This window comes from Pseudomonas sp. SC3(2021), assembly GCF_019856535.1.
GTDB lineage: Bacteria > Pseudomonadota > Gammaproteobacteria > Pseudomonadales > Pseudomonadaceae > Aquipseudomonas > Aquipseudomonas monsensis.
On record NZ_CP082236.1, the window covers coordinates 3,505,517 to 3,528,984 of the forward strand.

25 protein-coding genes are annotated in these 23,468 nt (G+C 60.7%); 20 read left to right on the top strand and 5 right to left on the bottom strand.

Going from position 1 to position 23,468, the window contains the following annotated elements:
* Positions 1 to 14: 14 nt before the first annotated feature.
* The 4 genes from K5Y35_RS15675 (at position 15) to K5Y35_RS15690 (ending at position 4,269) form a co-directional block, all read left to right on the top strand.
* Positions 15 to 728, top strand: coding sequence for a GntR family transcriptional regulator (locus tag K5Y35_RS15675; RefSeq protein WP_123466756.1), 714 nt, complete (start codon positions 15 to 17; stop codon positions 726 to 728).
* Entirely contained in the window at positions 725 to 1,723 is a 999-nt protein-coding gene (locus tag K5Y35_RS15680; protein WP_123466754.1) for an ADP-ribosylglycohydrolase family protein, read from the top strand. The genes K5Y35_RS15675 and K5Y35_RS15680 overlap by 4 nt, the downstream gene beginning before the upstream one ends.
* 157 nt (positions 1,724 to 1,880) lie before the next feature.
* Complete coding sequence (locus tag K5Y35_RS15685) at positions 1,881 to 3,347, top strand: purine-cytosine permease family protein (protein ID WP_123466752.1); 1,467 nt, start codon at positions 1,881 to 1,883, stop codon at positions 3,345 to 3,347.
* A complete protein-coding gene (locus K5Y35_RS15690; protein WP_222832306.1) occupies positions 3,340 to 4,269 on the top strand; it encodes a PfkB family carbohydrate kinase in 930 nt (309 codons plus the stop codon). The genes K5Y35_RS15685 and K5Y35_RS15690 overlap by 8 nt, the downstream gene beginning before the upstream one ends.
* A 134-nt stretch (positions 4,270 to 4,403) precedes the next feature.
* Here the strand turns inward: K5Y35_RS15690 and K5Y35_RS15695 are convergent, their stop codons facing one another.
* The 3 genes from K5Y35_RS15695 to K5Y35_RS15705 all read right to left on the bottom strand — a co-directional run bounded on the left by K5Y35_RS15695 (position 4,404) and on the right by K5Y35_RS15705 (position 5,807).
* The gene (locus tag K5Y35_RS15695; protein ID WP_123466748.1) at positions 4,404 to 4,667 is read right to left on the bottom strand and encodes a hypothetical protein; all 264 of its coding nucleotides are present in this window, start codon (positions 4,665 to 4,667) and stop codon (positions 4,404 to 4,406) included.
* Between the two features lie 44 nt (positions 4,668 to 4,711).
* Positions 4,712 to 5,056, bottom strand: coding sequence for a hypothetical protein (locus K5Y35_RS15700; protein WP_128614936.1), 345 nt, complete (start codon positions 5,054 to 5,056; stop codon positions 4,712 to 4,714).
* 97 nt (positions 5,057 to 5,153) lie between these two features.
* A complete protein-coding gene (locus tag K5Y35_RS15705; protein WP_222832307.1) occupies positions 5,154 to 5,807 on the bottom strand; it encodes an HD domain-containing protein in 654 nt (217 codons plus the stop codon).
* Positions 5,808 to 6,034: 227 nt separating this feature from the next.
* On the opposite strand from K5Y35_RS15705, the gene K5Y35_RS15710 reads away from it, so the two are divergent.
* The 6 genes from K5Y35_RS15710 to K5Y35_RS15735 all read left to right on the top strand — a co-directional run bounded on the left by K5Y35_RS15710 (position 6,035) and on the right by K5Y35_RS15735 (position 11,988).
* Positions 6,035 to 6,514, top strand: a complete 480-nt coding sequence (locus tag K5Y35_RS15710) for a GNAT family N-acetyltransferase (RefSeq protein ID WP_123466742.1) — start codon at positions 6,035 to 6,037, stop codon at positions 6,512 to 6,514.
* Between the two features lie 303 nt (positions 6,515 to 6,817).
* Positions 6,818 to 7,807 (top strand): 2-dehydro-3-deoxygalactonokinase, encoded by a 990-nt coding sequence (locus tag K5Y35_RS15715; RefSeq protein WP_222832308.1) that lies wholly within the window; start codon positions 6,818 to 6,820, stop codon positions 7,805 to 7,807.
* Between the two features lie 19 nt (positions 7,808 to 7,826).
* On the top strand, positions 7,827 to 8,447 hold the full coding sequence (locus K5Y35_RS15720) for a 2-dehydro-3-deoxy-6-phosphogalactonate aldolase (RefSeq protein ID WP_222832309.1): 621 nt from the start codon (positions 7,827 to 7,829) through the stop codon (positions 8,445 to 8,447).
* 47 nt (positions 8,448 to 8,494) lie between these two features.
* Entirely contained in the window at positions 8,495 to 9,643 is a 1,149-nt protein-coding gene (gene dgoD / locus K5Y35_RS15725) for a galactonate dehydratase (RefSeq protein ID WP_222832310.1), read from the top strand.
* 170 nt (positions 9,644 to 9,813) lie between these two features.
* Complete coding sequence (locus K5Y35_RS15730) at positions 9,814 to 11,124, top strand: MFS transporter (RefSeq protein ID WP_186744911.1); 1,311 nt, start codon at positions 9,814 to 9,816, stop codon at positions 11,122 to 11,124.
* 60 nt (positions 11,125 to 11,184) lie between these two features.
* The gene (locus K5Y35_RS15735; RefSeq protein WP_123466734.1) at positions 11,185 to 11,988 is read left to right on the top strand and encodes an IclR family transcriptional regulator; all 804 of its coding nucleotides are present in this window, start codon (positions 11,185 to 11,187) and stop codon (positions 11,986 to 11,988) included.
* 4 nt (positions 11,989 to 11,992) lie between these two features.
* Here K5Y35_RS15735 and K5Y35_RS15740 read toward each other — a convergent pair whose 3' ends face one another.
* Positions 11,993 to 13,045, bottom strand: a complete 1,053-nt coding sequence (locus K5Y35_RS15740) for an NAD(P)-dependent alcohol dehydrogenase (protein ID WP_123466732.1) — start codon at positions 13,043 to 13,045, stop codon at positions 11,993 to 11,995.
* Between the two features lie 190 nt (positions 13,046 to 13,235).
* On the opposite strand from K5Y35_RS15740, the gene K5Y35_RS15745 reads away from it, so the two are divergent.
* The gene (locus K5Y35_RS15745) at positions 13,236 to 14,126 is read left to right on the top strand and encodes an AraC family transcriptional regulator (RefSeq protein ID WP_123467312.1); all 891 of its coding nucleotides are present in this window, start codon (positions 13,236 to 13,238) and stop codon (positions 14,124 to 14,126) included.
* 93 nt (positions 14,127 to 14,219) lie between these two features.
* On the opposite strand, the gene K5Y35_RS15750 is transcribed toward K5Y35_RS15745, so the two are convergent.
* On the bottom strand, positions 14,220 to 15,884 hold the full coding sequence (locus K5Y35_RS15750) for an electron transfer flavoprotein-ubiquinone oxidoreductase (RefSeq protein WP_123466730.1): 1,665 nt from the start codon (positions 15,882 to 15,884) through the stop codon (positions 14,220 to 14,222).
* A gap of 551 nt (positions 15,885 to 16,435) precedes the next feature.
* Between K5Y35_RS15750 and K5Y35_RS15755 the strand changes: the two genes are divergently transcribed.
* From K5Y35_RS15755 to K5Y35_RS15795, 9 genes are all read left to right on the top strand, one after another.
* Positions 16,436 to 17,185, top strand: coding sequence for an electron transfer flavoprotein subunit beta/FixA family protein (locus K5Y35_RS15755; RefSeq protein ID WP_003226982.1), 750 nt, complete (start codon positions 16,436 to 16,438; stop codon positions 17,183 to 17,185).
* Positions 17,186 to 18,115, top strand: coding sequence for an electron transfer flavoprotein subunit alpha/FixB family protein (locus K5Y35_RS15760; RefSeq protein ID WP_123466728.1), 930 nt, complete (start codon positions 17,186 to 17,188; stop codon positions 18,113 to 18,115).
* Positions 18,116 to 18,194: 79 nt separating this feature from the next.
* Positions 18,195 to 19,016, top strand: coding sequence for a substrate-binding periplasmic protein (locus K5Y35_RS15765; protein WP_222832311.1), 822 nt, complete (start codon positions 18,195 to 18,197; stop codon positions 19,014 to 19,016).
* 9 nt (positions 19,017 to 19,025) lie between these two features.
* Entirely contained in the window at positions 19,026 to 19,382 is a 357-nt protein-coding gene (locus K5Y35_RS15770; protein WP_123466724.1) for a DUF4398 domain-containing protein, read from the top strand.
* Entirely contained in the window at positions 19,379 to 20,191 is an 813-nt protein-coding gene (locus K5Y35_RS15775) for an OmpA family protein (protein ID WP_123466722.1), read from the top strand. Before K5Y35_RS15770 ends, K5Y35_RS15775 begins: the two co-directional genes overlap by 4 nt.
* 202 nt (positions 20,192 to 20,393) lie before the next feature.
* Positions 20,394 to 21,833: a PLP-dependent aminotransferase family protein gene (locus tag K5Y35_RS15780; RefSeq protein WP_123466720.1), complete on the top strand. Its 1,440-nt coding sequence runs from the start codon at positions 20,394 to 20,396 to the stop codon at positions 21,831 to 21,833.
* Between the two features lie 78 nt (positions 21,834 to 21,911).
* Positions 21,912 to 22,391, top strand: a complete 480-nt coding sequence (locus K5Y35_RS15785; protein ID WP_123466718.1) for a translation initiation factor 2 — start codon at positions 21,912 to 21,914, stop codon at positions 22,389 to 22,391.
* Positions 22,392 to 22,557: 166 nt separating this feature from the next.
* Positions 22,558 to 22,812, top strand: coding sequence for a YkgJ family cysteine cluster protein (locus tag K5Y35_RS15790; protein ID WP_123466716.1), 255 nt, complete (start codon positions 22,558 to 22,560; stop codon positions 22,810 to 22,812).
* A gap of 41 nt (positions 22,813 to 22,853) precedes the next feature.
* Complete coding sequence (locus tag K5Y35_RS15795) at positions 22,854 to 23,459, top strand: START domain-containing protein (RefSeq protein ID WP_123466714.1); 606 nt, start codon at positions 22,854 to 22,856, stop codon at positions 23,457 to 23,459.
* The last annotated feature ends 9 nt before the right edge of the window (positions 23,460 to 23,468 follow it).

The following is a 23,468-nucleotide window of genomic DNA, read 5'->3' on the forward strand; positions in this document are numbered from 1 at the left end:
GTATCAATTTGTACATGATTAGACAGGTACGATTTGACAAGAAACAACGGGTGGTCGACGAACTCGTCCGGCGCATCGAAAGCGGCCTCATGGAGGACGGCTTTCTGTTGCCCGGTGAGCATCAGTTGGCTCAAGAATTCAAGGTCAGCCGTGGCACGCTACGCGAAGCGCTGGCCGAACTGAAGCGGCGCAATTACATCGCCACGCAAAGCGGGGTCGGCTCGATCGTCACGTTCGACGGTGTGGTGCTCGACCAGCGCAGTGGCTGGGCGCAGGCGCTGGCCGACAGCGGCGCGCTGATCAACACCGAAGTGCTGCGCCTCGAAGCCGTGACCCGGCCCGATCTGCTCTCGCGTTTCGGCACCGACCAATTCATCACCCTCGACCGTCGCCGGCGCTCCAATGACGGCACGCTGGTGTCTCTCGAACGTTCGTTGATGCCGGCCACCGGCGGCCTGGAAAGCCTGCCGCGCGTCGGTCTGATCGACAATTCCCTGACCATCACCCTGGCTGCCTATGGCTACATCGGCGAGCGCGGCGATCAGTGGATCGGCGCCGAACCGCTGAATGCCGTGGACGCCGAATTGCTCGGGCGTCCGGTGGGCACCGTTTTCCTCAAAGCCTTGCGCACCACCTACGACCGGCAGAACCGTTTCATGGAGCAGGTCGAAAGCTTGCTCGATCCGGTGCATTTCCGCCTGCACCTGCAGTTTGGAGAATCGAAATGACCGCGTTCAACCGTGCCCTCGGTGCGTTTTACGGCCTGGCCCTCGGTGATGCGCTGGGCATGCCGACGCAGTCGCTGAACCGCGAAACGATCAAGACCCGCTTCGGCCGGATCACCGATCTGCAGGACGCCGGTCCCTTGCAACCGATCGCCGCCAATATGCCCAAGGGGTCGATCACCGATGACACCGAACAGGCGATTCTGGTCGGTGAGTTGCTGATCGAAGGCAAGGGCCGCATCGAGCCGGCGATCCTCGCGCAGCGTCTGATCGAGTGGGAAGCCGAAATGCAGGCCAAGGGTTCGCAGGATTTGCTCGGGCCCTCGACCAAACGTGCCATCGAGATGATCCTCGCCGGGCATTCGGCCGAAGAGGCCGGGCGCTACGGCACCACCAACGGCGCAGCGATGCGCATTACTCCGGTAGGGATCGCGGCGGATGTCGCCGAGCCCCAGCGCTTCATCGCCGCCGTGGTACAGGCCTGTCAGGTCACCCACAACACCACGCTGGGGATTTCCAGTGCCGCGGCGGTGGCAGCGGTGGTCTCGGCCGGGATCAACGGCATGGACCTTGGCGAAGCGCTGAACCTCGGACAGCAGATTGCGCAACAGGCCGAAGCGCACGGGCACTGGGTCGCCGGTGGGCGTATCGCTTCGCGGATCAGTTGGGCGCGCAGCATCAGCGTCGACAGTGACAAGGCGTTGTTGGCGGACTTGCTGTACGACGTGATCGGCACGTCGGTGGCGTCGCAGGAATCGGTGGTGGTGTCGTTCGCCCTGGCGCAGCAAGTGGCGGTCGGCGAGATGAGCGCGTTCGATGCATTGTGCATGGCCGCCAGCCTGGGCGGTGACACCGACACCATCGCGGCGATTCTCGGCGCCATGCTCGGGGCCTGCCTGGGCCTTGAGAGCTGGCCGGTGCCGATGATTGCCACGGTGAAAGCGGTCAATCATCTGGAGCTTGAGCCGTTGGTGCAGGGGCTGTTGGCCCTGCGTTGACGGGCTACGCCAACGCTGGCTTGCCAGCGATAGGCGCACCGCATAATCGAATTTTCAACCCGCAATGGATCGCGCAGACAGGCCGAGGACGGCCGGGATGTCTTGTCGTTCTGCATCATTGCCACAACCACAATAAAGGCAAACAGGAGCACAGTTCATGAGTTCATCAAACGCCGGGCAAAGCGCCGGACAGCTGGAGACCCGGGGTATCGAACCGGTGCCGGAAGCCGAGTGCAACGGCCATCCGCTGCAACTGTTCTGGGTCTGGTTCGCCGCCAACATTTCCATTCTCGGTCTGCCGCTGGGCGCCACGCTGGTTGCGTTTCGCGGGCTGGCGATCTGGCAGGCGATCATCGTTGCGATTGTCGGCGCAGCCGGTTCGTTCGCGGTAGTGGGGATCATCTCGATCGCTGGCCGTCGTGGCCGTGCGCCGAGCCTGACCTTGTCGCGAGCGATCTTCGGTGTGCGCGGCAACATTGGCCCGACGCTGGTCTCACTGATGTCGCGACTGGGCTGGGAAACCGTCAACACCACCACGGCGGCATTCGTATTGCTGTCGCTGTGCTCGATCCTGTTCGGCTCGCCGGTGGAAGCGAAGAGTGCGCCAGTGCTGACGCTGATCTTCATCGCGATTTTCGTCCTGCTGACCCTGTCGGTTTCCGGCCTCGGCCACGCCACCCTGCTGGTGATCCAGAAGTGGGCGACTTATGTGTTCGGCGCGCTGAACATCCTGGTCGGCGGTTTTCTCTGCGCGACCATCGACTGGAGCGCGGTGTTCAACGCCACCCCGGCGCCGCTGAGCGCAATGATCATCGGTATCGGCACCATGGCTGCCGGCACCGGGATTGGTTGGGCCAACGCCGGTGCCGACATGTCGCGCTATCAGCACCGCAGCGTCAAAGCCGTGCGTCTGGTGGCGTCTGCCGCGTTCGGCGCCGGGATTCCGCTGGTGCTGCTGATTACCCTCGGCGGCCTGTTGTCGGTAGGCAACAATGATCTGGCGTCGGCGACTGACCCGATCGTGGCGATCCGCGACATGCTGCCGACGTGGATGGCCGTGCCGTACCTGATCACTGCATTCGGCGGCCTGCTGCTGTCGAACAACCTGTCGGTGTACTCCGCCGGCCTGACCACGCTGACCCTCGGCCTCAAAGTCAAACGCGTCTACGCGGTGGTGGTGGACATCGTCGCGATCTTCGCCGGTTCGATCTACTTCATGCTGATTGCGGATAGCTTCTACGGCCCGTTCATTACCTTCATTTCCCTGCTGGCAGTGCCAATCACCGCGTGGGTCGGGATCTTCGTGGTTGATCTGATTCACCGCCACTACTACAGCCCCAAAGACCTGCTCGACGTCAGCCCGAGCAGCGCTTACTGGTATCGCGGCGGCATCGAGTGGCGCGCGTTCGGCGCGTGGGCGATTGCCATCGTGCTCGGCTTCAGTTTCACCACCATCGGCACCACCGCCGAGAACGTCTGGTTCAAGGGCTTTCTGTCCGACTCGTGGCTGGGCCACAACGGTCTGGGCTGGATCGTGACCTTCGTGGTGGCCGGTGGCATTTACTTCGTCCTCGGCGGGGCGAAAGACCGCCGCGCTGCGCAAGTCGAGCGTGCTCATGCCTAAGATGTTGCACACCGGCCAGGTCATCATCGACCTGGTCATGGCCGTGGAAAAATTGCCGCAGGTCGGCGGTGATGTGCTGGCGCAATCGGCCGGTTTCGAAGCCGGCGGCGGTTTCAACGTGATGGCCGCTGCCGTGCGCAATGGCTTGCCAGTGGTTTATCTCGGTCGCCATGGCACCGGGCGTTTCGGTGACCTGGCGCGTCAGGCGATGAATGACGAAGGCATTCATATCGGCATCCAGACGCCTGCGCCACGCGACACCGGGATTTGCGTGGCACTGACCGATGCGTCAGCTGAGCGCAGTTTCATTTCCTATATCGGCGCTGAAGGTGAGATGACGGCGGAGGATCTGAACAGCGTTGCGGCGGAGGCAGGCGATTACGTTTATCTCAGTGGCTACAGCTTGCTGCATGAAGGCAAGGCGCAGGCGTTGCTCGACTGGACGTTGGCGCTGGCGGATACGATCAACGTGGTGTTCGATCCGGGGCCTTTGGTCGAATCACCGGACTCACCGCTGATGCAGGCGCTGTTGCCGCGCATCGACGTGTGGACCAGCAACAGTGTCGAAGCGCTGCGGTTTACCGGCGCTGAAGAGATTGCATCTGCACTTGATCGTCTCTCTGAGCATCTACCCAAAGACGTGTTGATGGTGGTCCGCGACGGTCCGCAAGGCTGCTGGATTCAACAGCATGGCGAGCGCCGGCATGTGCCGGGGTTTGTCGTTAAAGCGCTGGACAGCAATGGTGCTGGGGATGCGCACGCCGGGGTATTTGTCGCAGGGTTGGCGCAGGGGTTGAACGCGCATGAGGCGGCACGCAGGGCGAATGCAGCGGCGGCTCTGGCGGTGACCCGGTGGGGGCCGGCGACTTCGCCGGAGGCTGCTGAAGTCGATGCGTTTATCCGCGAGTCACTCTGCGACTGATTTGTCGCTATCGCGGGCAAGCCAGCTCCCACAGGTTTTGATGGTGAACTGCTGCCGCAGGCTGCGATCTGTTGATCCGGAAATCAAAAGATCGCAGCGTGCAGCAGCACCGGCATGATCACGCGTTCACACAATCACCGCGCCGGGTCGTCGAGCTTTCGCGCCGCTTCAACCCCGGCCGCGCTGAGCTTGATCGGCAGGTTCAACGAGTGTTCGCCGGCCTCGTTGCAGGTCACATGACCATGGTGGATCAATCCGCGATCCTGCAGGGCGGCGAGGGCGCTGGCGACGACTTTTTCGCCGCGGTAATTGTCCAGCACCTCCTTGCCCAGACCACTGGGGTGAGCGTGCAGCAGGCGGGTGAGGACTTCTTTTTCCAGGTTTTTATCGACGTTCATGGTTACCTCTTCATGGATGTGAACAGGACGCTCGCGTCGGCGAACTACTGACTGCCGCCTTCGGAGCCCGAACCACCGGTGGTGGTTTTCGAGCCGATGCCGTGGCCGGCGTTATCGGGTGTAGCGGGGGAGTCAGGGGTGTTCATGCCACCCTGGCGGCCGGGATCGCTGCCTTGGGTGCGTGGGTCGGTGCCGGTGGCCGGTGGCTGGTTGATCAACGGAACACCGGAACCATCGGTGTTCATGCCGGGGGCACTGTTGATAACGGGAGCTCGCGGAGCCGGAGTCGGATCGGTGGGGCCGGTGCCCGCTGCGGTGGTAGAAGCGGCAAAAACCGCGGGACTCAGCAGGGCGGCGAAAACGAGGGCAGTCAACCTTGACGGGATCATAGGGCGTCTCCAGTGATTGAAATCCTTACCTGTCGTTGGTCTGCCCTCTTGTCCGATTGGTGCCTGATTAACGACGAACGGTCGAGTCGCAGGACGATCAGCCGATGCCGATTTCCTCCTTGAACTGCTCCATGAAACCCTTCAGGCGTTGATGGCGGATCTGCGCCAGACCTTGACCGGCAGCGGTCTGGAAACCCTCCGCCAGGTGCAGCAGTTTGGTCTGGAAGTGGTCGAGGCAAAAGCGCATGTCATCGTAGTCGCGCTCTTTTGCTTCGGGATCATGTGGGTCATACAGTGCCGAACCCATGCGCCCGGCGACGTAGAAAGTGCGAGCAACGCCGAGCATGCCCAATGAGTCGAGCCGGTCGGCGTCCTGGACGATTTTTGCCTCAAGCGTGAGCGGGCTTATGTTGGCGGAAAAGCTGTGGGCTTCGATGGCGTGGGCGACGCTGCTGATCTTGCTTTCGGGCCAGTCCAGCTCGGCCAGCACATTGGCGGCTTTCTTTGCGGCAAGACGCGAAGCCTGTGAGCGCAGCGGCGAGTTCTTTTCCACGGACACGCAATCGTGCAGCAGCACGGCGGCGAGCAACACTTCCAGGTCTCCACCTTCCTCGGCCTGCAAGGTGCGTACGTTGTGCCAGACCCGTTGCAGGTGGGCGAGGTCATGGGCGCCGTCTTCGGAGGGTTCGAGGGCGTGGGGCAGCAATTCGCGGGCGAGGGAGATCAGAGGGGCAAAAGCGTTGGCGGACATAAGTGTTCTTTCAGTTGAGTTGAGCTTCTGTGGCGAGGGAGCTTGTCGAATCGTCGCGCCGTTCCGCGCGACTGCGCAGCAGTCGCAAAACCTGGAAAACAAGCCCTGTCTGATAGATCACATTGGATGGAATTGGGGCCGCGCGCAACCCAGCGGGAGCAAGCTGCCTCGCCACAAAAGCCATGCAGCTTTAGTATGGCGCTTTCCATTTCCGACAAGGCCCGTCCATGACGATCGAAATCCGCCCGGCGACCCCCAGCGATGCTCCGCAAATCCTCGCCTTCATCACCGAACTGGCAGATTTCGAAAAGGCCCGCCACGAAGTGATCGCCAGCGTCACCGACATCGAGCGCAGCCTGTTCAGCGAAGGCGCTACCGCCCACGGTCTGATCTGCCTGCGTGATGGCCTGCCAATCGGTTTCGCGGTGTTCTTCTTCAGCTATTCGACCTGGCTGGGCAGCAACTGCCTGTACCTCGAAGACCTCTACATCACCCCGGAGCAACGCGGCGGCGGTGCCGGCAAAACCCTGTTGCGCCACTTGGCGAAAATCGCCTGCGACAACGACTGCGGCCGTTTCGAGTGGAGCGTGCTGGAGTGGAACACCCCGGCCATCGATTTTTACAAATCCCTCGGCGCGCAGCCGCAGGAAGAATGGGTGCGCTATCGCATGGACGGCAAAGTGTTGCGCGAGTTCGCCGAGGGCTGAACAACAATGTTGGCGAACCCGTGCTGATTTGAAGCTGCGTAAAGTTGTCGTTTGTAAGTTCAGGACTGCCGCTTATTCCTACGGCCCTTATTACTCAGAGTCGATGGATGTTCCTGCCAGCGCTTTTATCCAGGCGATACAGCATAAGCAGGCATTCTGATGGCAGGGATGGCTGAACCTGTTCGAGGTAGGGTGAGGCGAATTAATCCCAAAATATGGGATGCAAAATTACATATTGAGATTTACCGTCTGAGAGGTCTATAGTCCGTCGCACTCACTGCCAAAAACAAAACAGGTGAAGCGATGCAGGCGCAATTGATCGCGCTCGATTGGGGGACGACCTCATTACGTGCTTACAAACTCGCGGCGGGTGGTGTGGTGCTGGAGCAGCGTGCGCTGGCATCCGGGATCATGCAGTTGCCCGCGACTGCGCGAGTCATCAACGGTCGCGAATGCACTGACGGTTTTGAACTGGCCTTTGATGACGCGTGCGGCGACTGGCTCGACGCGCAGCCGGATCTGCCGGTGATCGCCTGCGGCATGGTCGGCAGCGCCCAAGGCTGGCGCGAAGCGGCCTACTGCGAAACACCGGCGAACGTCGCCCATCTCGGAAATTCCCTACAAACACTGGTCAGTCTGCGCGGCACGCGGGTGCACATCGTGCCGGGCGTGATTCAGCGTTCACACCTGCCCAACGTGATGCGCGGTGAAGAAACCCAGGTCCTCGGCGTGCTCCAGAATCTGCCGGCCGAGGCGAGCGGCGATCTGTTGATCGGTCTGCCGGGCAGCCATTCCAAATGGGTGGAGGTGGTCGATGGCTGCATCACTCATTTCGATACCTTCATGACCGGCGAAGTGTTCGCCGTGCTCAGCGAACACAGCATCCTTGGCCGTACCCAACAGCACAGCGCGGCTTTCGATGGCCCGGCGTTCGACCGTGGCGTGCAGGTGGCGCTGTCGGTGGACGGCGAGCTGGGCGTTCTATCGACGCTGTTCAGTGCCCGCACCCTGGGCCTGACCGGCGAACTCGGCGCCAGTGCGCAACCTGATTATTTGTCCGGCCTGTTGATCGGTCATGAACTGGCGGCACTCGCCACGGTTCAGCGCCGCCGCCGCAACAGCGTGCAGCTTCCTTCGATCATCCTCATCGGCAATGCGCAACTCTGCGCGCGTTACAGCCGTGCCCTCGACGCCTGCGGTTTCGCCGCGGTGACGCTGGCCGAGCAGGCCACCGAGCGTGGTTTGTGGCAACTGGCGCTGGCCGCCGGACTGCTCGATTCCTCATCCCGTTAACCCTGACTGGAGGCCTGACATGCTCAAGCAAGCATTGGCGCAAAACGGTCTGATCGCGATCCTGCGTGGCCTGCATCCGCAGGAAGCCGCTGCGGTCGGAGAAGTCCTGTATGCAGCTGGATTTCGCGTCATCGAAGTACCGCTCAATTCCCCTTCGCCGTACGAAAGTATCCGCATCCTGCGCAAGACCTTGCCCGCCGATTGCCTGATCGGTGCCGGCACGGTGTTGACCCCGGAACAGGTCGAGTTGGTGAAAGACGCCGGCGGGCAAGTGATCGTCATGCCGCACAGCGACGCCAAGGTCTTGCGCGCGGCGAAAGCGGCGGGGCTATTTCTGTCGCCAGGTGTGGCCACACCGACCGAAGCATTCGCGGCGCTGGCGGAGGGCGCAGACATTCTCAAGCTGTTCCCCGCCGAGCAGATGGGCCCGGCGGTCGTCAAAGCCTGGCTGGCGGTGTTGCCATCCGGGACGGTTCTGGCGCCGGTTGGCGGTATCACGCCGGACAACATGCAGGCGTTCATCGACGCCGGCGTGAAAGGTTTCGGCCTCGGTTCCGGGCTGTTCAAACCGGGCATGACGCCGCAGCAAGTGGCGGTGAACGCCGAGGCCTACGTGGCCGCGTGGAAGGCGCTTGGTTAAGACTTTTTGGCGCTGCGTGCGCTGCATCTAACAAGAGAGACAAACAGATGAAAATCACCAAACTCACCACCTTCATCGTCCCGCCGCGCTGGTGCTTCCTCAAGGTCGAAACCGATGAAGGCGTGACCGGTTGGGGTGAACCCGTGGTTGAAGGTCGGGCGCACACCGTGGCCGCTGCCGTTGAAGAATTGTCCGACTACCTGATCGGCAAAGACCCACGCAATATCGAGGACATCTGGACGGTGCTGTATCGCGGCGGCTTCTACCGTGGCGGCGCGATTCACATGAGTGCGCTGGCTGGTATCGATCAGGCGCTGTGGGACATCAAGGGCAAGGCCCTCGGCGTATCGGTCAGTGACCTGCTCGGTGGGCAGGTGCGCGACAAAATTCGCGTGTACTCGTGGATCGGTGGCGACCGTCCGGCCGACACCGCGCGCGCGGCGAAAGAGGCGGTGAGCCGTGGTTTCACCGCGGTGAAAATGAACGGCACCGAAGAACTGCAATTCCTCGATACCTTCGAAAAAGTCGATCTGGCGCTGGCCAACGTCGCTGCCGTGCGTGATGCGGTCGGGCCGAATGTTGGCATCGGTATCGACTTCCATGGCCGCGTGCACAAACCGATGGCCAAGGTGCTGATGAAGGAACTCGATCCGTACAAACTGATGTTCATCGAAGAGCCGGTGCTCAGCGAAAACTACGAAGCATTGAAGGAGCTGGCGCCATTGACCAGCACGCCGATCGCTCTCGGCGAGCGGCTGTTCTCGCGCTGGGACTTTAAACGGGTGTTGAGTGAAGGCTACGTCGACATCATCCAGCCGGATGCCTCCCACGCGGGCGGCATCACCGAGACCCGCAAGATCGCCAACATGGCCGAAGCCTATGACGTGGCGTTGGCGCTGCATTGCCCGTTGGGACCGATTGCGCTGGCCGCGTGTTTGCAATTGGACGCGGCTTGTTACAACGCGTTTATCCAGGAGCAGAGCCTGGGCATCCATTACAACGAGAGCAACGATTTGCTCGACTACGTGAAAGACCCACGGGTGTTCGACTACGACCAGGGTTTCGTGAAGATTCCGAACGGGCCGGGACTGGGTATCGAGATCAACGAGGAATACGTGATCGAACGCGCCGCCGTCGGCCACCGCTGGCGTAACCCGATCTGGCGCCATGCCGATGGCAGTTTTGCCGAGTGGTGATTTGTCTCTGACACACCACCCCCCTGTGGGAGCGAGCTTGCTCGCGAATGCGGCAGGTCAGTCAGATTGATGCAGGATGTGCCGCCGTCTTCGCGAGCAAGCTCGCTCCCACAGGGTGCAGTGCAGGCCACAGGCCGACCTCAAATAATCATAAGAAGAGGCACCCCCCCATGCCACCGCAAACCCTCACCGGGCAGGCGTCTTTAGTCACGCCCAGCCGCAAGCGGTTTTTCATCATGGTGCTGCTGTTCATCACCGTGGTCATCAACTACCTCGATCGCAGCAACCTGTCGATTGCCGCGCCCGCGCTGACCAGCGAACTGGGCATTGATCCGGTTCACGTCGGGCTGATTTTCTCGGCGTTCGGCTGGACCTACGCCGCGATGCAAATCCCCGGCGGCTGGCTGGTCGATCGCGTGCCGCCGCGCATTCTTTATAGCGTCGCGTTGCTGCTGTGGTCGCTGGCCACGGTGATGCTCGGCTTTGCGGCCAGCTTCATTGCGCTGTTTGTGCTGCGCATGGCGGTCGGTGCGCTGGAAGCGCCGGCTTATCCGATCAACAGCCGTGTGGTGACGACCTGGTTTCCTGAGCGCGAGCGGGCCACGGCGATTGGTTTTTACACGTCGGGGCAGTTTGTCGGGCTGGCGTTTCTGACCCCGGTACTGGCCTGGCTGCAACATGAGTTCGGCTGGCACATGGTGTTCGTCGCCACCGGCGCGGCGGGGATTGTCTGGGCGGCGATCTGGTACGCGGTGTATCGCGAGCCACGAGACTTCAAAGGCGTCAACCAAGGCGAAATCGACCTGATTCGTGAGGGCGGAGGGCTGGTCGATATTCAGCAGGAGACGGCCAAGGTCAAAGCCAGGTTCAGCTGGACTGATCTGGGTATCGTCCTGACCAAGCGCAAGTTGTGGGGCATCTACCTCGGCCAGTTCTGCCTGAACTCGACGCTGTGGTTCTTCCTCACGTGGTTCCCGACCTATCTGGTGAAATATCGCGGCATGGACTTCATCAAGTCCGGCCTGCTGGCGTCGCTGCCATTTCTGGCTGCTTTCGTCGGTGTGCTGTGCTCGGGGTTCTTTTCCGACTTGTTGATTCGGCGTGGCTGCAGCGTCGGATTTGCGCGCAAGTTGCCGATCATTGGCGGGCTGCTGATTTCTACCTCGATCATCGGCGCCAATTTCGTTGAATCGACACCGCTGGTGATTGCCTTCCTGGCGCTGGCGTTTTTCGGCAACGGGCTGGCGTCGATCACCTGGTCGCTGGTTTCGACCCTCGCTCCGGCACGTTTGCTCGGTTTGACCGGCGGGGTGTTCAACTTCATCGGCAACCTGTCGGCAATTGCCACGCCGATTGTCATCGGTTTCCTCGCCAGCGGTGATTCGTTCGCCCCGGCAATCACCTACATCGCGGTTCTGGCGCTGATCGGTGCGTTGTCCTATGTGCTACTGGTGGGCAAGGTCGAACGTATCGAGTTGTAGTGCTCCGCCTCGGGCGACCATAATGCCGCCCGTTCCCTCGCTCAACGGTAAAGGCTGGATATGCAGGAAGACGCCCCGGAAAAAACCAAGGACGCCGCACCCACCGGCACTCAGACACTGCTTCGCGGCCTGGGCGTGGTGCAGGCGGTGGCCAGTGGCGCCCGCGATCTGAAAGAGATTGCCCGGCTGATCGGCACCACGCGCAGCACCACCCATCGCTTGGCCAGTTGTCTGGTGGATGAGCGCTACCTGCGCGTGGTCCCGCAAATGGGTTATCTGCTGGGGCCGAAGCTGATCGAGCTGGGGTTTCAGGCACGCGAAGAGTTGCCGCTGGTGAGTCTGGCCGGACCGTATCTGGACGAGTTGTCGGCGCTGACCGGCGACACCGTGCATCTGGGTATTCGTGAAGGCGACGAGGTGCTGTACCTGCTGAAGAATCCGGGGCGCAATGGCCCGGAAATGCGTTCGCGGGTCGGCCATCGCATGCCGCTGGCGCGAACCGGGATCGGCAAGGCGTTGATGCTCGATGACTCGCCGCAAGACTGGCAGCGCCTGTACGACATCAGCCTGCCGGCGGGTGGGAAAAGTCAGTTCTGGCCGCAACATCCCCAGCAATCGTGGGAACAGCTTGAGCAGCGCATGACCGATTACGTGGCCGGCGGCTACGCTTTCGATCTGGAGGACAACGAACCGTCGATCCGCTGCGTGGCGGCGCCGATTCGTGATGCGAGCAAGCGCATTGTGGCGGCGATCAGCATCGCCAGCACCGTGCCGTACATGCCGCTGGAAAAAATGGCCGAGCTGATCCCCCTGATCAAAGGGGTCACAGCCCGGCTGTCGGCGGAGCTTGGCTTGAAGGTGTGAGGCCTTAAACCTTGAGCGTCGCCATGTCGATCACGAAGCGGTATTTCACGTCGCCGGCGATCATCCGCGCGTAAGCCTCGTTGATCTGGCGGATGTCGAGCATTTCGATGTCGCAGGTGATGTTGTGCTCGGCGCAGAAATCCAGCACTTCCTGGGTTTCGGCGATGCCGCCGATCAACGAACCGGCCAGCACGCGACGGCCCAGCACCAGGTTGGCGGCATGCACCGGCGGGTCGATCGGCTCGATCAGTCCCACCAGAATATGCACGCCATCAAAGCGCAGGGTTTGCAGGTACGGGTTGAGGTCGTGCTGCACCGGAATGGTGTCCAGCAGGAAGTCGAACTGGCCTGCGGCGGCAGCCATCTGTTCGGCATCGGTGGAGACGATCACATGATCGGCACCCTGACGACGGCCTTCTTCGGCCTTGCTCGCCGAGCGGGTGAACAACGTCACTTCCGCGCCCAGGGCCTTGGCGAATTTGATGCCCATGTGGCCAAGGCCGCCCATGCCGAGAATCCCGACCTTGTCACCGGCCTTCACGCCGTAGTGCTTGAGCGGCGAGTAGGTGGTGATGCCGGCGCAGAGGATCGGCGCGGCGCTGGCCAGGTCGAGTTTTTCCGGGATGCGTACCACGAAGTGCTCGCTGACGACGATGCTGTCCGAATAGCCGCCCATGGTGTTGCTGCCGTCGACCCGGTCCGGGGTGGCGTAAGTCATGGTCGGGCCTTCGAGGCAGTATTGCTCGAGGTTCTGCTGGCAGGCGGCGCAGGTGCGGCAGGAGTCGACCATGCAGCCAACGCCGACCAGATCTCCGACTTTATGTTGGGTGACGTTCGCACCGATGGCGGTGACTTTTCCGACGATCTCGTGGCCGGGCATCAGCGGATACACAGCGATGCCCCATTCGTTGCGGGCCTGGTGGATGTCGGAGTGGCAGACGCCGCAATACAGGATCTCGATCGCCACGTCGTCAGCGCGAGGGCTGCGGCGTTCGAATTTCATCGGGGCGAGGGGAGTGGTGGCCGATTGAGCGGCATAACCGATAGCGGTGTACATGAATAACCTCGCAGAAGCAGTGACAGGTGAGGTGGCGCATTCTGGGCGTCGTCTGTCGCGGCGGCCATGACGATTCCTCCGGGTCTCATGCCTAATCCTCCGGCATGCAGGTTTCGGCGAACGCATGGGCAAAAGGATCTGCGATGATGCTTGCATGCCTTTTTCCGTGACTTTTTTGAAGACCCCTCCGATGCAGTTGACCCGCCATCTTGATGCCAATGCCACGCTGGTTTCGCTGATCGAGCCGCTGGCGCTTGGCGACGGTTACAGCCAGACCGGGCTGCCGGGCGTGCAGGTCTTGCGCGCCAGTTGCGACGTGGCGCGTGGCCCGCATATTTATGAGCCGAGCCTGATGATCATCGCCCAGGGCAGCAAACTGGCGTTCCTCGGCCCGCGCACTATGGAGTACGGCGCCGGGCACTACCTGATTCAGGCGCTGCCGGTGCCGTTCGAGTGCGAAACCTTTGCCTTGCCCGACGCGCCGTTGCTGGGCGTGTCGGTGGCCATCGACCGGGTGCTGCTCGGCGAGTTGGTGCTGGCCATGGGGCTGGCGCCGGGGCGGCACATTCCGGCACAGACGCCGGAGTCGATGACCTCGGTGGTGCTCGATGATGACATGCGCGGCTGTGTCGAGCGCTTGCTGCGCTGCCTGCACGATCCGCTGGAGCGCCAGATTCTCGGACCGGCGCGGGTGCGCGAATTGTTGTTCACCGCACTGCGGGGGCCGCAGGCCGATGTGTTGCGTGCACTGGTGGAGCAGCAGGGACAGTTTGCCCGGGTCGCTGCGTCGATCAGTCACCTGCATGCGCATTACACCGAACCATTGAATGTCGAGACCCTGGCCAGTTGCGCGAACATGAGCGTTTCGTCCTTTCACGAGCACTTCAAACGCAGCACGTTGCTGTCGCCGGTGCAGTACCTGAAGCGCTTGCGATTGCTCAAGGCGCAGACGTTGCTGGTGGCGGAAGGGCTGGGCGTGGCGCAGGTGGCGCATCGGGTGGGGTATCAGAGCACGTCGCAGTTCAGTCGCGAGTACAAGCGTTACTTCGAGCGCAGCCCTGGCGACGAACGCGTGGCCTGAGTCTGCGCGGATCCCTTGTAGGAGTGTTGAAACAGAAATCATGGGCAACAAAAAGGCCCCCATCTCGGGAGCCTCGTTGTTCAGCGGTACGACTTACATGTTCGGGTAAGTCGGGCCACCAGCGCCTTCCGGCGTGACCCAGGTGATGTTCTGCGAAGGGTCCTTGATGTCACAGGTCTTGCAGTGCACGCAGTTCTGGGCGTTGATCTGGAAACGCTTCTCGCCGTCTTCCTTGGTGATCACTTCATACACGCCGGCCGGGCAGTAGCGCTGCGCCGGTTCGTCGTACAGCGGCAGGTTCTTGCTGATCGGGATGCTCGGGTCGGTCAGCTTCAGGTGGCACGGCTGTTCTTCTTCGTGGTTGGTACCGGAGATGAACACCGAGCTCAGTTTGTCGAAGCTGAGTTTGCCGTCCGGCTTCGGATAGTCGATCTTCTTGCAGTCGGCGGCCAGCTTCAGGCATGCGTAGTCCGGCTTGGTGTCGTGCAGGGTGAACGGCAGTTTGCCGCCGAAGATGTTCTGGTCCAGCCAGTTGAAACCACCGCCGACAATGGCGCCGAATTTGTGGATCGCCGGCCCGAAGTTACGGCTGGCGAACAGTTCGTCGTACAGCCAGCTCTTCTTGAACGCGTCGACGTAGGTGGTCAGCTCTTCGCTGCCATCTTTCTCGGCGAACAGGGCGTCAGCCACCGACTCAGCGGCGAGCATGCCGGACTTCATCGCGGTGTGGCTGCCCTTGATCTTGGCGAAGTTCAAGGTGCCGAGGTCGCAACCGATCAGCGCACCGCCCTTGAAGACCATTTTCGGCAGCGAGTTCAGGCCACCTTTGCAGATCGCACGGGCGCCGTAGCTGACGCGCTTGCCACCTTCCAGATACTGAGCCAGCACCGGGTGATGCTTGAGGCGCTGGAACTCGTCGAACGGCGACAGGTAGGTGTTGCTGTAGGACAGGTCAACGATCAGTCCGACCACCACCTGATTGTTTTCCAGGTGATAGAGGAACGAGCCGCCGGTGTTTTCGGTGCCCATGATGTCCAGCGGCCAGCCGGCAGTGTGGACCACCAGGCCTGGCTGATGTTTGGCCGGGTCGATTTCCCAGATTTCTTTCAGGCCGATGCCGTAGTGCTGGGCGTCGGCATCGCTGTCGAGGTTGAAGCGCTTGATCAGTTGCTTGCCGATGTGGCCACGGCAGCCTTCGGCGAACAGCGTGTACTTGCCACGCAGTTCCATGCCTGGGGTGTACAGGCCTTCTTTCGGGTTGCCTTCGCGGTCGACGCCCAGATCACCGGTGATGATCCCGCGAACCACGCCTTGCTCGTCGATCAGTGCTTCCTGAGCGGCGAAGCCCGGGTAGATTTCCACGCCCAGGTTCTCGGCCTGCTGGGCCAGCCAGCGGCACAGGTTGCCCAGGGAAATAATGTAGTTGCCTTCGTTGTGCATGGTCTTGGGCACAAAGAAGTCAGGAATTTTCTGCGCGCTGTCGGCGTTTTTCAGGACGAAAATATCGTCGCGGGTAACCGGAGTGTTCAGCGGGGCGCCGAGTGCTTTCCAGTCCGGGAACAGTTCATTCAGAGCGCGTGGTTCGAACACGGCACCGGACAGGATGTGTGCGCCGACTTCGGAGCCTTTTTCGACCACGCAGACGCTGATTTCCTTACCGGCTTCGGCGGCCTTCTGCTTCAGACGGCAGGCGGCGGACAGGCCAGCGGGGCCGGCACCGACGATGACCACGTCGAATTCCATGTATTCGCGTTCCACAGGCTATCTCCTACTCAAGGCTCAACAGTTTTTTTTCTAATTTGGAGGTTCGGTGACGCATCCGTTATTGCCTTTACGTTAACGTCAAGGGTAATAATGGGCAAACCACCTTTCTCTCTAGGCGGCGCATTATATCTACACCACTCTCAGCGTCCAATACAAACGTTTGTTTGAATCGGCTCCAGCCCAGAGAAATCAAAGAAGCGCGGCTTATGAATGGTCATTTTGCTGTATTGACCGGAATAGGCGTTCCGGTCAAGATACGGGCGGTTTTGCGCTCGTCGTAGGCAGACTGGCGGTTTCAAGAGCACCTCTAAAGACAGGGCACAGGCCGTAGAAGGTGATGCGCAGTGCAGGTCCGGCGCGCAGTTTACATGGCGTGAAGAGCAATGACTGGTCGGTCACCCCTGACGAACGGTCAGCGCTGTTCATAAAGTGAAATCACCCCGCACCCACGTCGGCGTTTTTAGAGGTGCCCTTTAGCCTGATGAGCATCAACCGCCAGGTTCGCCTAGGCGACTTTCTTTTCACCGGAGAGTAACGAGGAATCCATGAAGGTTCTTGTAGCTGTCAAACGCGTTGTGGATTACAACGTCAAGGTTCGCGTCAAGGCGGACAATTCCGGCGTCGATCTCGCCAACGTCAAGATGTCGATGAACCCGTTCTGCGAAATCGCAGTGGAAGAAGCCGTACGCCTGAAAGAGAAAGGCGTTGCGACTGAAATCGTCGTCGTCTCCATCGGCCCGTCCACCGCTCAGGAACAGCTGCGTACCGCACTGGCTCTGGGTGCCGACCGTGCCATCCTCGTCGAATCCGCTGAAGATCTGACTTCGCTGGCCGTGGCCAAGCTGCTCAAGGCTGTGGTCGACAAGGAACAGCCGCAACTGGTGATCCTGGGCAAACAGGCCATCGACAGCGACAACAACCAGACCGGCCAGATGCTCGCAGCACTGAGCGGCTACGGTCAGGGCACGTTCGCCTCGAAAGTCGAAGTCTCCGGCGACAGCGTTGCCGTGACCCGCGAAATCGACGGCGGCGCGCAGACCGTTTCCCTGAAACTGCCAGCGATCGTCACCACCGACCTGCGTTTGAACGAGCCGCGCTACGCGTCCCTGCCAAACATCATGAAAGCCAAGAAGAAGCCTCTCGAAGTGCTGACTCCGGACGCTTTGGGCGTTTCCACCGCCTCTACCAACAAGACCCTGAAAGTCGAAGCGCCGGCTGCACGCAGCGCAGGTATCAAGGTCAAGTCGGTGGCTGAACTGGTCGAGAAACTGAAAAACGAAGCGAAGGTAATCTAAATGACTATCTTGGTTATTGCTGAACACGACAACAAAGTGCTGGCCCCGGCCACACTGAACACTGTGGCTGCTGCTGCCAAAATCGGCGGCGATGTCCACGTTCTGGTTGCAGGTCAAGGCGCTGGCGCCGTGGCTGAAGCCGCTGCGAAAATCGCGGGCGTGAGCAAAGTCCTGAACGCTGACAATGCCGCTTACGCGCATCAGCTGCCGGAAAACGTTGCGCCGCTGGTTGCCGAACTGGGCAAGAGCTACAGCCACATCCTGGCTGCCGCTACTTCCAACGGCAAAAACATCCTGCCACGCGTTGCCGCGCAGCTGGACGTTGACCAGATCTCCGAGATCATCTCGGTAGAAAGCGCTGACACCTTCAAGCGTCCGATCTACGCCGGTAACGCCATCGCTACCGTACAGTCGACCGCTGCGATCAAAGTGATCACCGTGCGTGCCACCGGTTTCGACCCGGTTGCCGCTGAAGGTGGTTCGGCTGCTGTTGAAGCCGTTGCTGCTGCGCACAACGCCGGCACTTCCAGCTTCGTCAACGAAGAGCTGGCCAAGTCCGACCGTCCAGAACTGACCGCTGCCAAGATCGTCGTTTCCGGCGGCCGCGGCATGCAGAACGGCGACAACTTCAAACACCTGTACGCCCTGGCCGACAAGCTGGGCGCAGCCGTGGGTGCTTCGCGCGCTGCGGTCGATGCAGGTTTCGTCCCGAACGACATGCAGGTCGGTCAGACCGGCAAGATCGTTGCGCCACAGCTGTACATCGCCGTCGGTATTTCCGGCGCGATCCAGCACCTGGCCGGTATGAAAGACTCCAAAGTGATCGTTGCGATCAACAAGGACGAAGAAGCACCGATCTTCCAGGTGGCCGATTACGGCCTGGTGGCGGATCTGTTCGAAGCCGTCCCTGAGCTGGAGAAGCTGGTCTAATCCGGCGGCTTCACTTATAAAGAGCCCGACCTTTTGGTCGGGCTTTTTTTTGTCTCGCATTTGAGTGGAGCGTGTTGCCATGGATCTGCGCCGCAGGTTGTTATTGGGATTGATCCTCTTGCCGGGAATGGCGGCGGCCGCCGGCAAGTGTGAGCGCCTCGTCGTCACCGGCAGCCCGGACGCGCCGCCGTATCTGTGGCAGGACCCGCAGAATCCCAAACAACTGATGGGTGCCAGCGCCGACTTGTTACAGCAGATCGCCAAGGATCTGGGTATCAAAGTCGAGTTGCTCTACGCCGGTAAACGCTCACAAGCCCTTGATGAAGTGCGCAGCGGGCGCATGGACATGCTCGCCGACGCGCCGCTGACCCTCAATGAGCTGGAAAACCTCGACTACATCCATCCGCCGTTGCTGGAAAACGATTATCTGGTGTGGACCCGCAAAGGCTCGACGCTGGTTTACAGCGAGGCCAAAGACCTGCACGGCCACACGGGCGCGTTGTCGGAAAAGTCTCGCATGACCCAGGCATTTGGCACTTTCGCCGAGCAGAATCTGACCCTGACCCGGACAGCCAACCTCACCCAGGCTTTTCAGAAACTTCTGCTGGGCGAGGTGGAATATGTCCTCGCTGGCCGCTACTCGGGCATGGCCGCCGCGCAGGCGCTGGGGATGGCCAATGACTTGTTGGCCTTCGAACAACCGATCGACCGGCCGGGCCTGTTCCTCGCGGTTTCCCATAACTCGGCCTGCAACGATCCGTGGTTGCGCGGACAGTTGGCCAAAAAGATGACAGAATTGCCCGCGTCCGGACTGACGGAAGCCGCGCTGCAACGCAATATCGAGCGCTGGAAGGCGCAGCAGCAACAGCCGCAACAAGCCGTCAGCGCCCCAAAACAGTAGGGATTCTTAGTGAGTATTCGACCTCTTTTCGCGGCTGTGGCCGTTCTGGCCCTGGCCGGTTGCGCAACCGATCCGGCACCCATTGAACAAATGCGTTTGACCGAGCAGGCCATCACCCAGGCCAAGGCCGTTGGCGCCACCGCTGATGAAGTGCCTGAAATGAAACTGGCCGAAACCAAATACGACCGCGCCAAAGGCAACATGGCCGATGAGTCTTACCGCAACGCACGCATGCGGTCCGAGCAGGCTGAACTCGATGCGCGTCTGGCGGAAGCCAAAGTGCTGACGCAAAAGAGCGAAGAGCAGGTGAACGTGCTCAATACCCGCATCATCCGTCTGCGCAAACAACTGGGGGATGCCCAATGAGCCGCAAGTCCACCGTGCTCGGCGGTCTGATCCTCGCCGGTTGCGCCAGTCTGTACGGCTGCGCCGGCCAACACAGTGAATCCGCTTTGCAAGAAGCCAGCGCCGACTTCCAGAAGGTCAAGGAAGATTCCAACGTGTTGCGTATCGCGCCGAAAGACGTGATCCGCGCCGGTGAGTCGCTGGCCCGTGCCGATCGCCTGTCGACCTATTGGGGCAGTGGTTCGGACGTGGTGCATTACGCCTACCTGAGCCAGCGTTACAGCGAAATCGCCCGCGAGCACACCAATCAGGTGCTCAACGAGGAGCGCGCGGCCAAGCTCGAACTGGAACGTCAGCGCCTGCAACTTGCCTTGCGTGAGTCGAAGTTGCTCAGCGTGCAGCAGCAAGGCAAGTGGCTTGAAGAGCAGATCGTTGCGCTGGCCACCACCCAGACCGACCGTGGTCTGGTGATGACCCTCGGCGATGTGCTGTTCGATACCGGTGAAGCAGAGCTGAAGAATTCGGCCAACCGTGTTGTGCTGAAGATCGTCCAGTTCCTGCAACTGAATCCCAAACGCGTGGTGCGCATCGAGGGTTACACCGACAGCACCGGCGGCAAGCAGGAAAACCTCAAGCTGTCCCGCGATCGCGCGCAAGCGGTGGCCGACGTGCTGATGGACCTGGGCATCGACGACAAACGCATTCAGGTCGAAGGCTACGGCGACGAATACCCGGTGGACGCCAACGCTTCCGAGCGCGGGCGGGCACAGAACCGTCGCGTGGAAATTGTCTTCTCCGATGAAAAAGGCCAGCTCGGCGCCGCCCGCTGAGGGTTGCGTCTCTGGAAAGCCCGGCCTGTCATGCAGTGCCGGGCTTTTTTACGTGTGTCGAATGGCTCGCAAATCCGTACAGTCGGGGGCAGACACCGCACTGTATGGTCGAGTAATGTGGCAACTGTCCCAGTACACTTCTAAACTGTTCCGGTATTGTTTCACACAAGAATAAAATGCCCGTGAAATCGAGTGCTGCGTCATGACCAATCTCTTGCTCTACCAACGTATTGCTCAGCAACTGGCCGAAGACATCCGTCGTGGCGTCTATCAACCGGGAGAACGCGTGCCGTCGGTGCGCAAGATGAGTTCGCAGCTCAACGTCAGCCATGCCACGGTTTTGCAGGCTTACGCCAACCTCGAAGATCAGGGGCTGATTCGGGCGCGCCCGCAATCCGGTTATTACGTCCACCAGACGCCCGCCCTGACCGCGCCGACGCCCGACATTGCCCGGGTCGAGCGGCCGGGATTGGTCACCCGCAGCAGCATCATTCAGCAGGTTCTGGTCGAGTCACGCCGTGAAGGCGTCTTCCCGCTCGGCGCTGCGGTGCCAAGCGTCGATTATCTGCCGGTGCGCGCACTGCATCAGCAACTGGCCAAGGTCACGCGCTTCCATAGCCCACGGGCGTTCAGCTACATGTTCAGCCCCGGCTTCGAACCGCTGCGCCGGCAGGTGGCGATCCGCATGCGCGACGCTGGCGTGGTCATCGACCCGTCGGAAGTGGTGATCACTCACGGCTGCGTCGATGCCTTGCAGATGTCGTTGCGGGTGCTGACCCGTCCGGGCGATCTGATCGCCGCCGAATCGCCGACCTATTACGGGCTGTTGCAACTGGCCGATCTGCTCGGTCTGAAAGTCATCGAAATCCCCAGCGATCCCGCTACCGGCATGAGCCTCGAAGCATTGCAACTGGCCGCCAACCAGTGGTCGATCAAGGCCCTGGTGCTGACCACGCGCCTGAGCAATCCACTGGGCGGGACCATGCCGGAGGAGCGCCAGAAACAGCTGTTACGTCTGGCGTCGGACTTCGACATCCAGATCGTCGAGGACGACATCTATGGCGAGTTGATGTTTGAACAGGGGCGCACCAAGGCGCTCAAGGCCTATGACCGTCTTGACCGGGTGATCTACTGCTCGAGTTTCTCCAAGACCTTGTCGCCGGGAGTGCGCATCGGCTGGATGATTGCCGGCAAGTATCAGCAGGAAATCCAGCGTCTGCAGACCTTCAGCACCCATTCGGCCTGCAGCGTGACGCAGATGGCGATCGCCGCTTATCTGGAAAACGGTGGTTATGACCGGCATTTACGGTACATCCGCCAGGAATACCGGAAAAACCTCAGCGCCTTCCAGCTGGCAGTGCAGCAGTACTTCCCCGAAGGCACGCAAATGACCCGGCCCACGGGCGGTTTCATCTTGTGGGTAAGCTTGCCGGGCAGGGTCAACACCCAGGAATTGCATGTCCGCGCCTTGCAGCAGGGCATCAGCATTGCACCGGGTCTGATCTTCAGTAATACCGAGCAATTCAACCACTGTATCCGCCTCAATTGCGGCATTCCGTGGAACCGCGAGGCGGAGCGGGCGTTGATGACGCTCGGCCTGCTGGCGACTCAGCTGTGTCAGGAAACCGCGGGCGGATTTTAAGCCAGTAGTGGCTCGTGCTTGTCTTGTAGCGTTCAACAAGCGAGCATATGGCCCTCTGCCGTTAGTGTTGTAGGGTCCATGAAAGCGATTTTTTCTGCCGCCGGAGTCATCTTGGGTTTGCTACTGATCAGTCATGCGCCGAGTGCCTTGGCGGCAGCCGTTCAAGAAAAGCCGGCAACGGCTACCGCAGAAAAAAAGCCTGCAACGAGCGCAAAAGCGGCCCCGGACAAAAAATCGCAGCAGAAGAAAGCCGCCCCGGTGAAGAAGCGCCCGCCGATTGCGTCGAAATCAAAGTCGGCCAAAGAACTGGTGAACACTCCGTTGCCGCCCGCCAGGCTCGACCTGAGTCTGCCCAAGGAGATGGTTCAGGAGCTGAAACCGCCCGGCACCGTGGTGCTGCCGAAGCACGATCAGATCCTGCCGCAGTTTTTTGGCGAGAAAAACAATGGATTCCAGCTCAACGGCCGCTTGCTCAGCAACGAAATGCAGTTGCAACTGCGCAACGAAGACCGCCGGGAAATCGAAGGCGCGGCGCTGGATTTCGAATTCAAGCAGTAATTCCTGCTCACCTGTGACCCGCAGACCAGACGCTTTGTCGGAGACTGGTCAGTCACATTCACTTATCGGTAAAAACCCCGGATCAGGGAATTTTAAACGGCCGTTTTAGCGGTTACTCTGTTCCGCGTCTCTTTAGCACATTACCCGTCGTGAGGATTTGCCCGTCATGAAATGCCGTGAAGGCTGTGGCGCTTGCTGCATTGCCCCTTCCATCAGTTCGGCGATTCCCGGCATGCCTGATGGCAAACCTGCCGGCGAACGTTGCGTGCAACTCTCGGTCGAAAACCTGTGCAGCATTTTCGGCCAGCCGGAGCGTCCCGCTGTCTGTTCCGGTTTTGCCGCCGATGTCGAAGTCTGTGGCAGCAGCTCGGAAGAGGCGATCAGGTTGATCGGCTGGTGGGAGCAAATGACGGCGGCGTGATGTGTCAAACGAACGGAACTTCAACAATAAGGAATAAGACTATGGGTTCGCTGCATCGTATCGCTGTGTTGTGTGGTTTGACTGCCGTGCTGGCTACTTCGGCGGTTCAGGCTGAAGACTGGAAGGTCGCCAAGAACGAAGACGGCATCAAGGTTTCCCTGAGCGAAGTGCCGGGTTCGGACTACAAGTCCTATCAGGGCGTGGTCTTGATGAAGACCACCATCGCTAAACTGCGCGCACTGCAGGAAGACGTTTCCGGCGCCTGTGCCTGGATTCACGAATGCAAGACCCAGAAACTGCTCAAGCACGAAGGCGATCAGAGCTGGACCTACACCCAGTTCAACACGCCATGGCCAGTCACTCCGCGCGATTCGGTGCTGCACATCACCACCGTCGAAGGCGCCGATGGCAGCCTGACCCGCAACCTTGAAGGCGTGCCGAAGTACGTGCCGGAAGAGAAAGGCTTCGTGCGCGTTGCCCAGGTCAAGGGTTTCTGGAAGTTCGTGCCCAAGGGCGATCAGGTCGAAGTGACCTATCAAGTCCACACCGAGCCGGGTGGCAGTGTGCCGGCGATGGTGGCCAACAAGTTTGTCGTCGATGCGCCGTTCAACACGCTTAAAGCGTTGAAAGAACGCGCCGAGAAATAATCGCCGCCG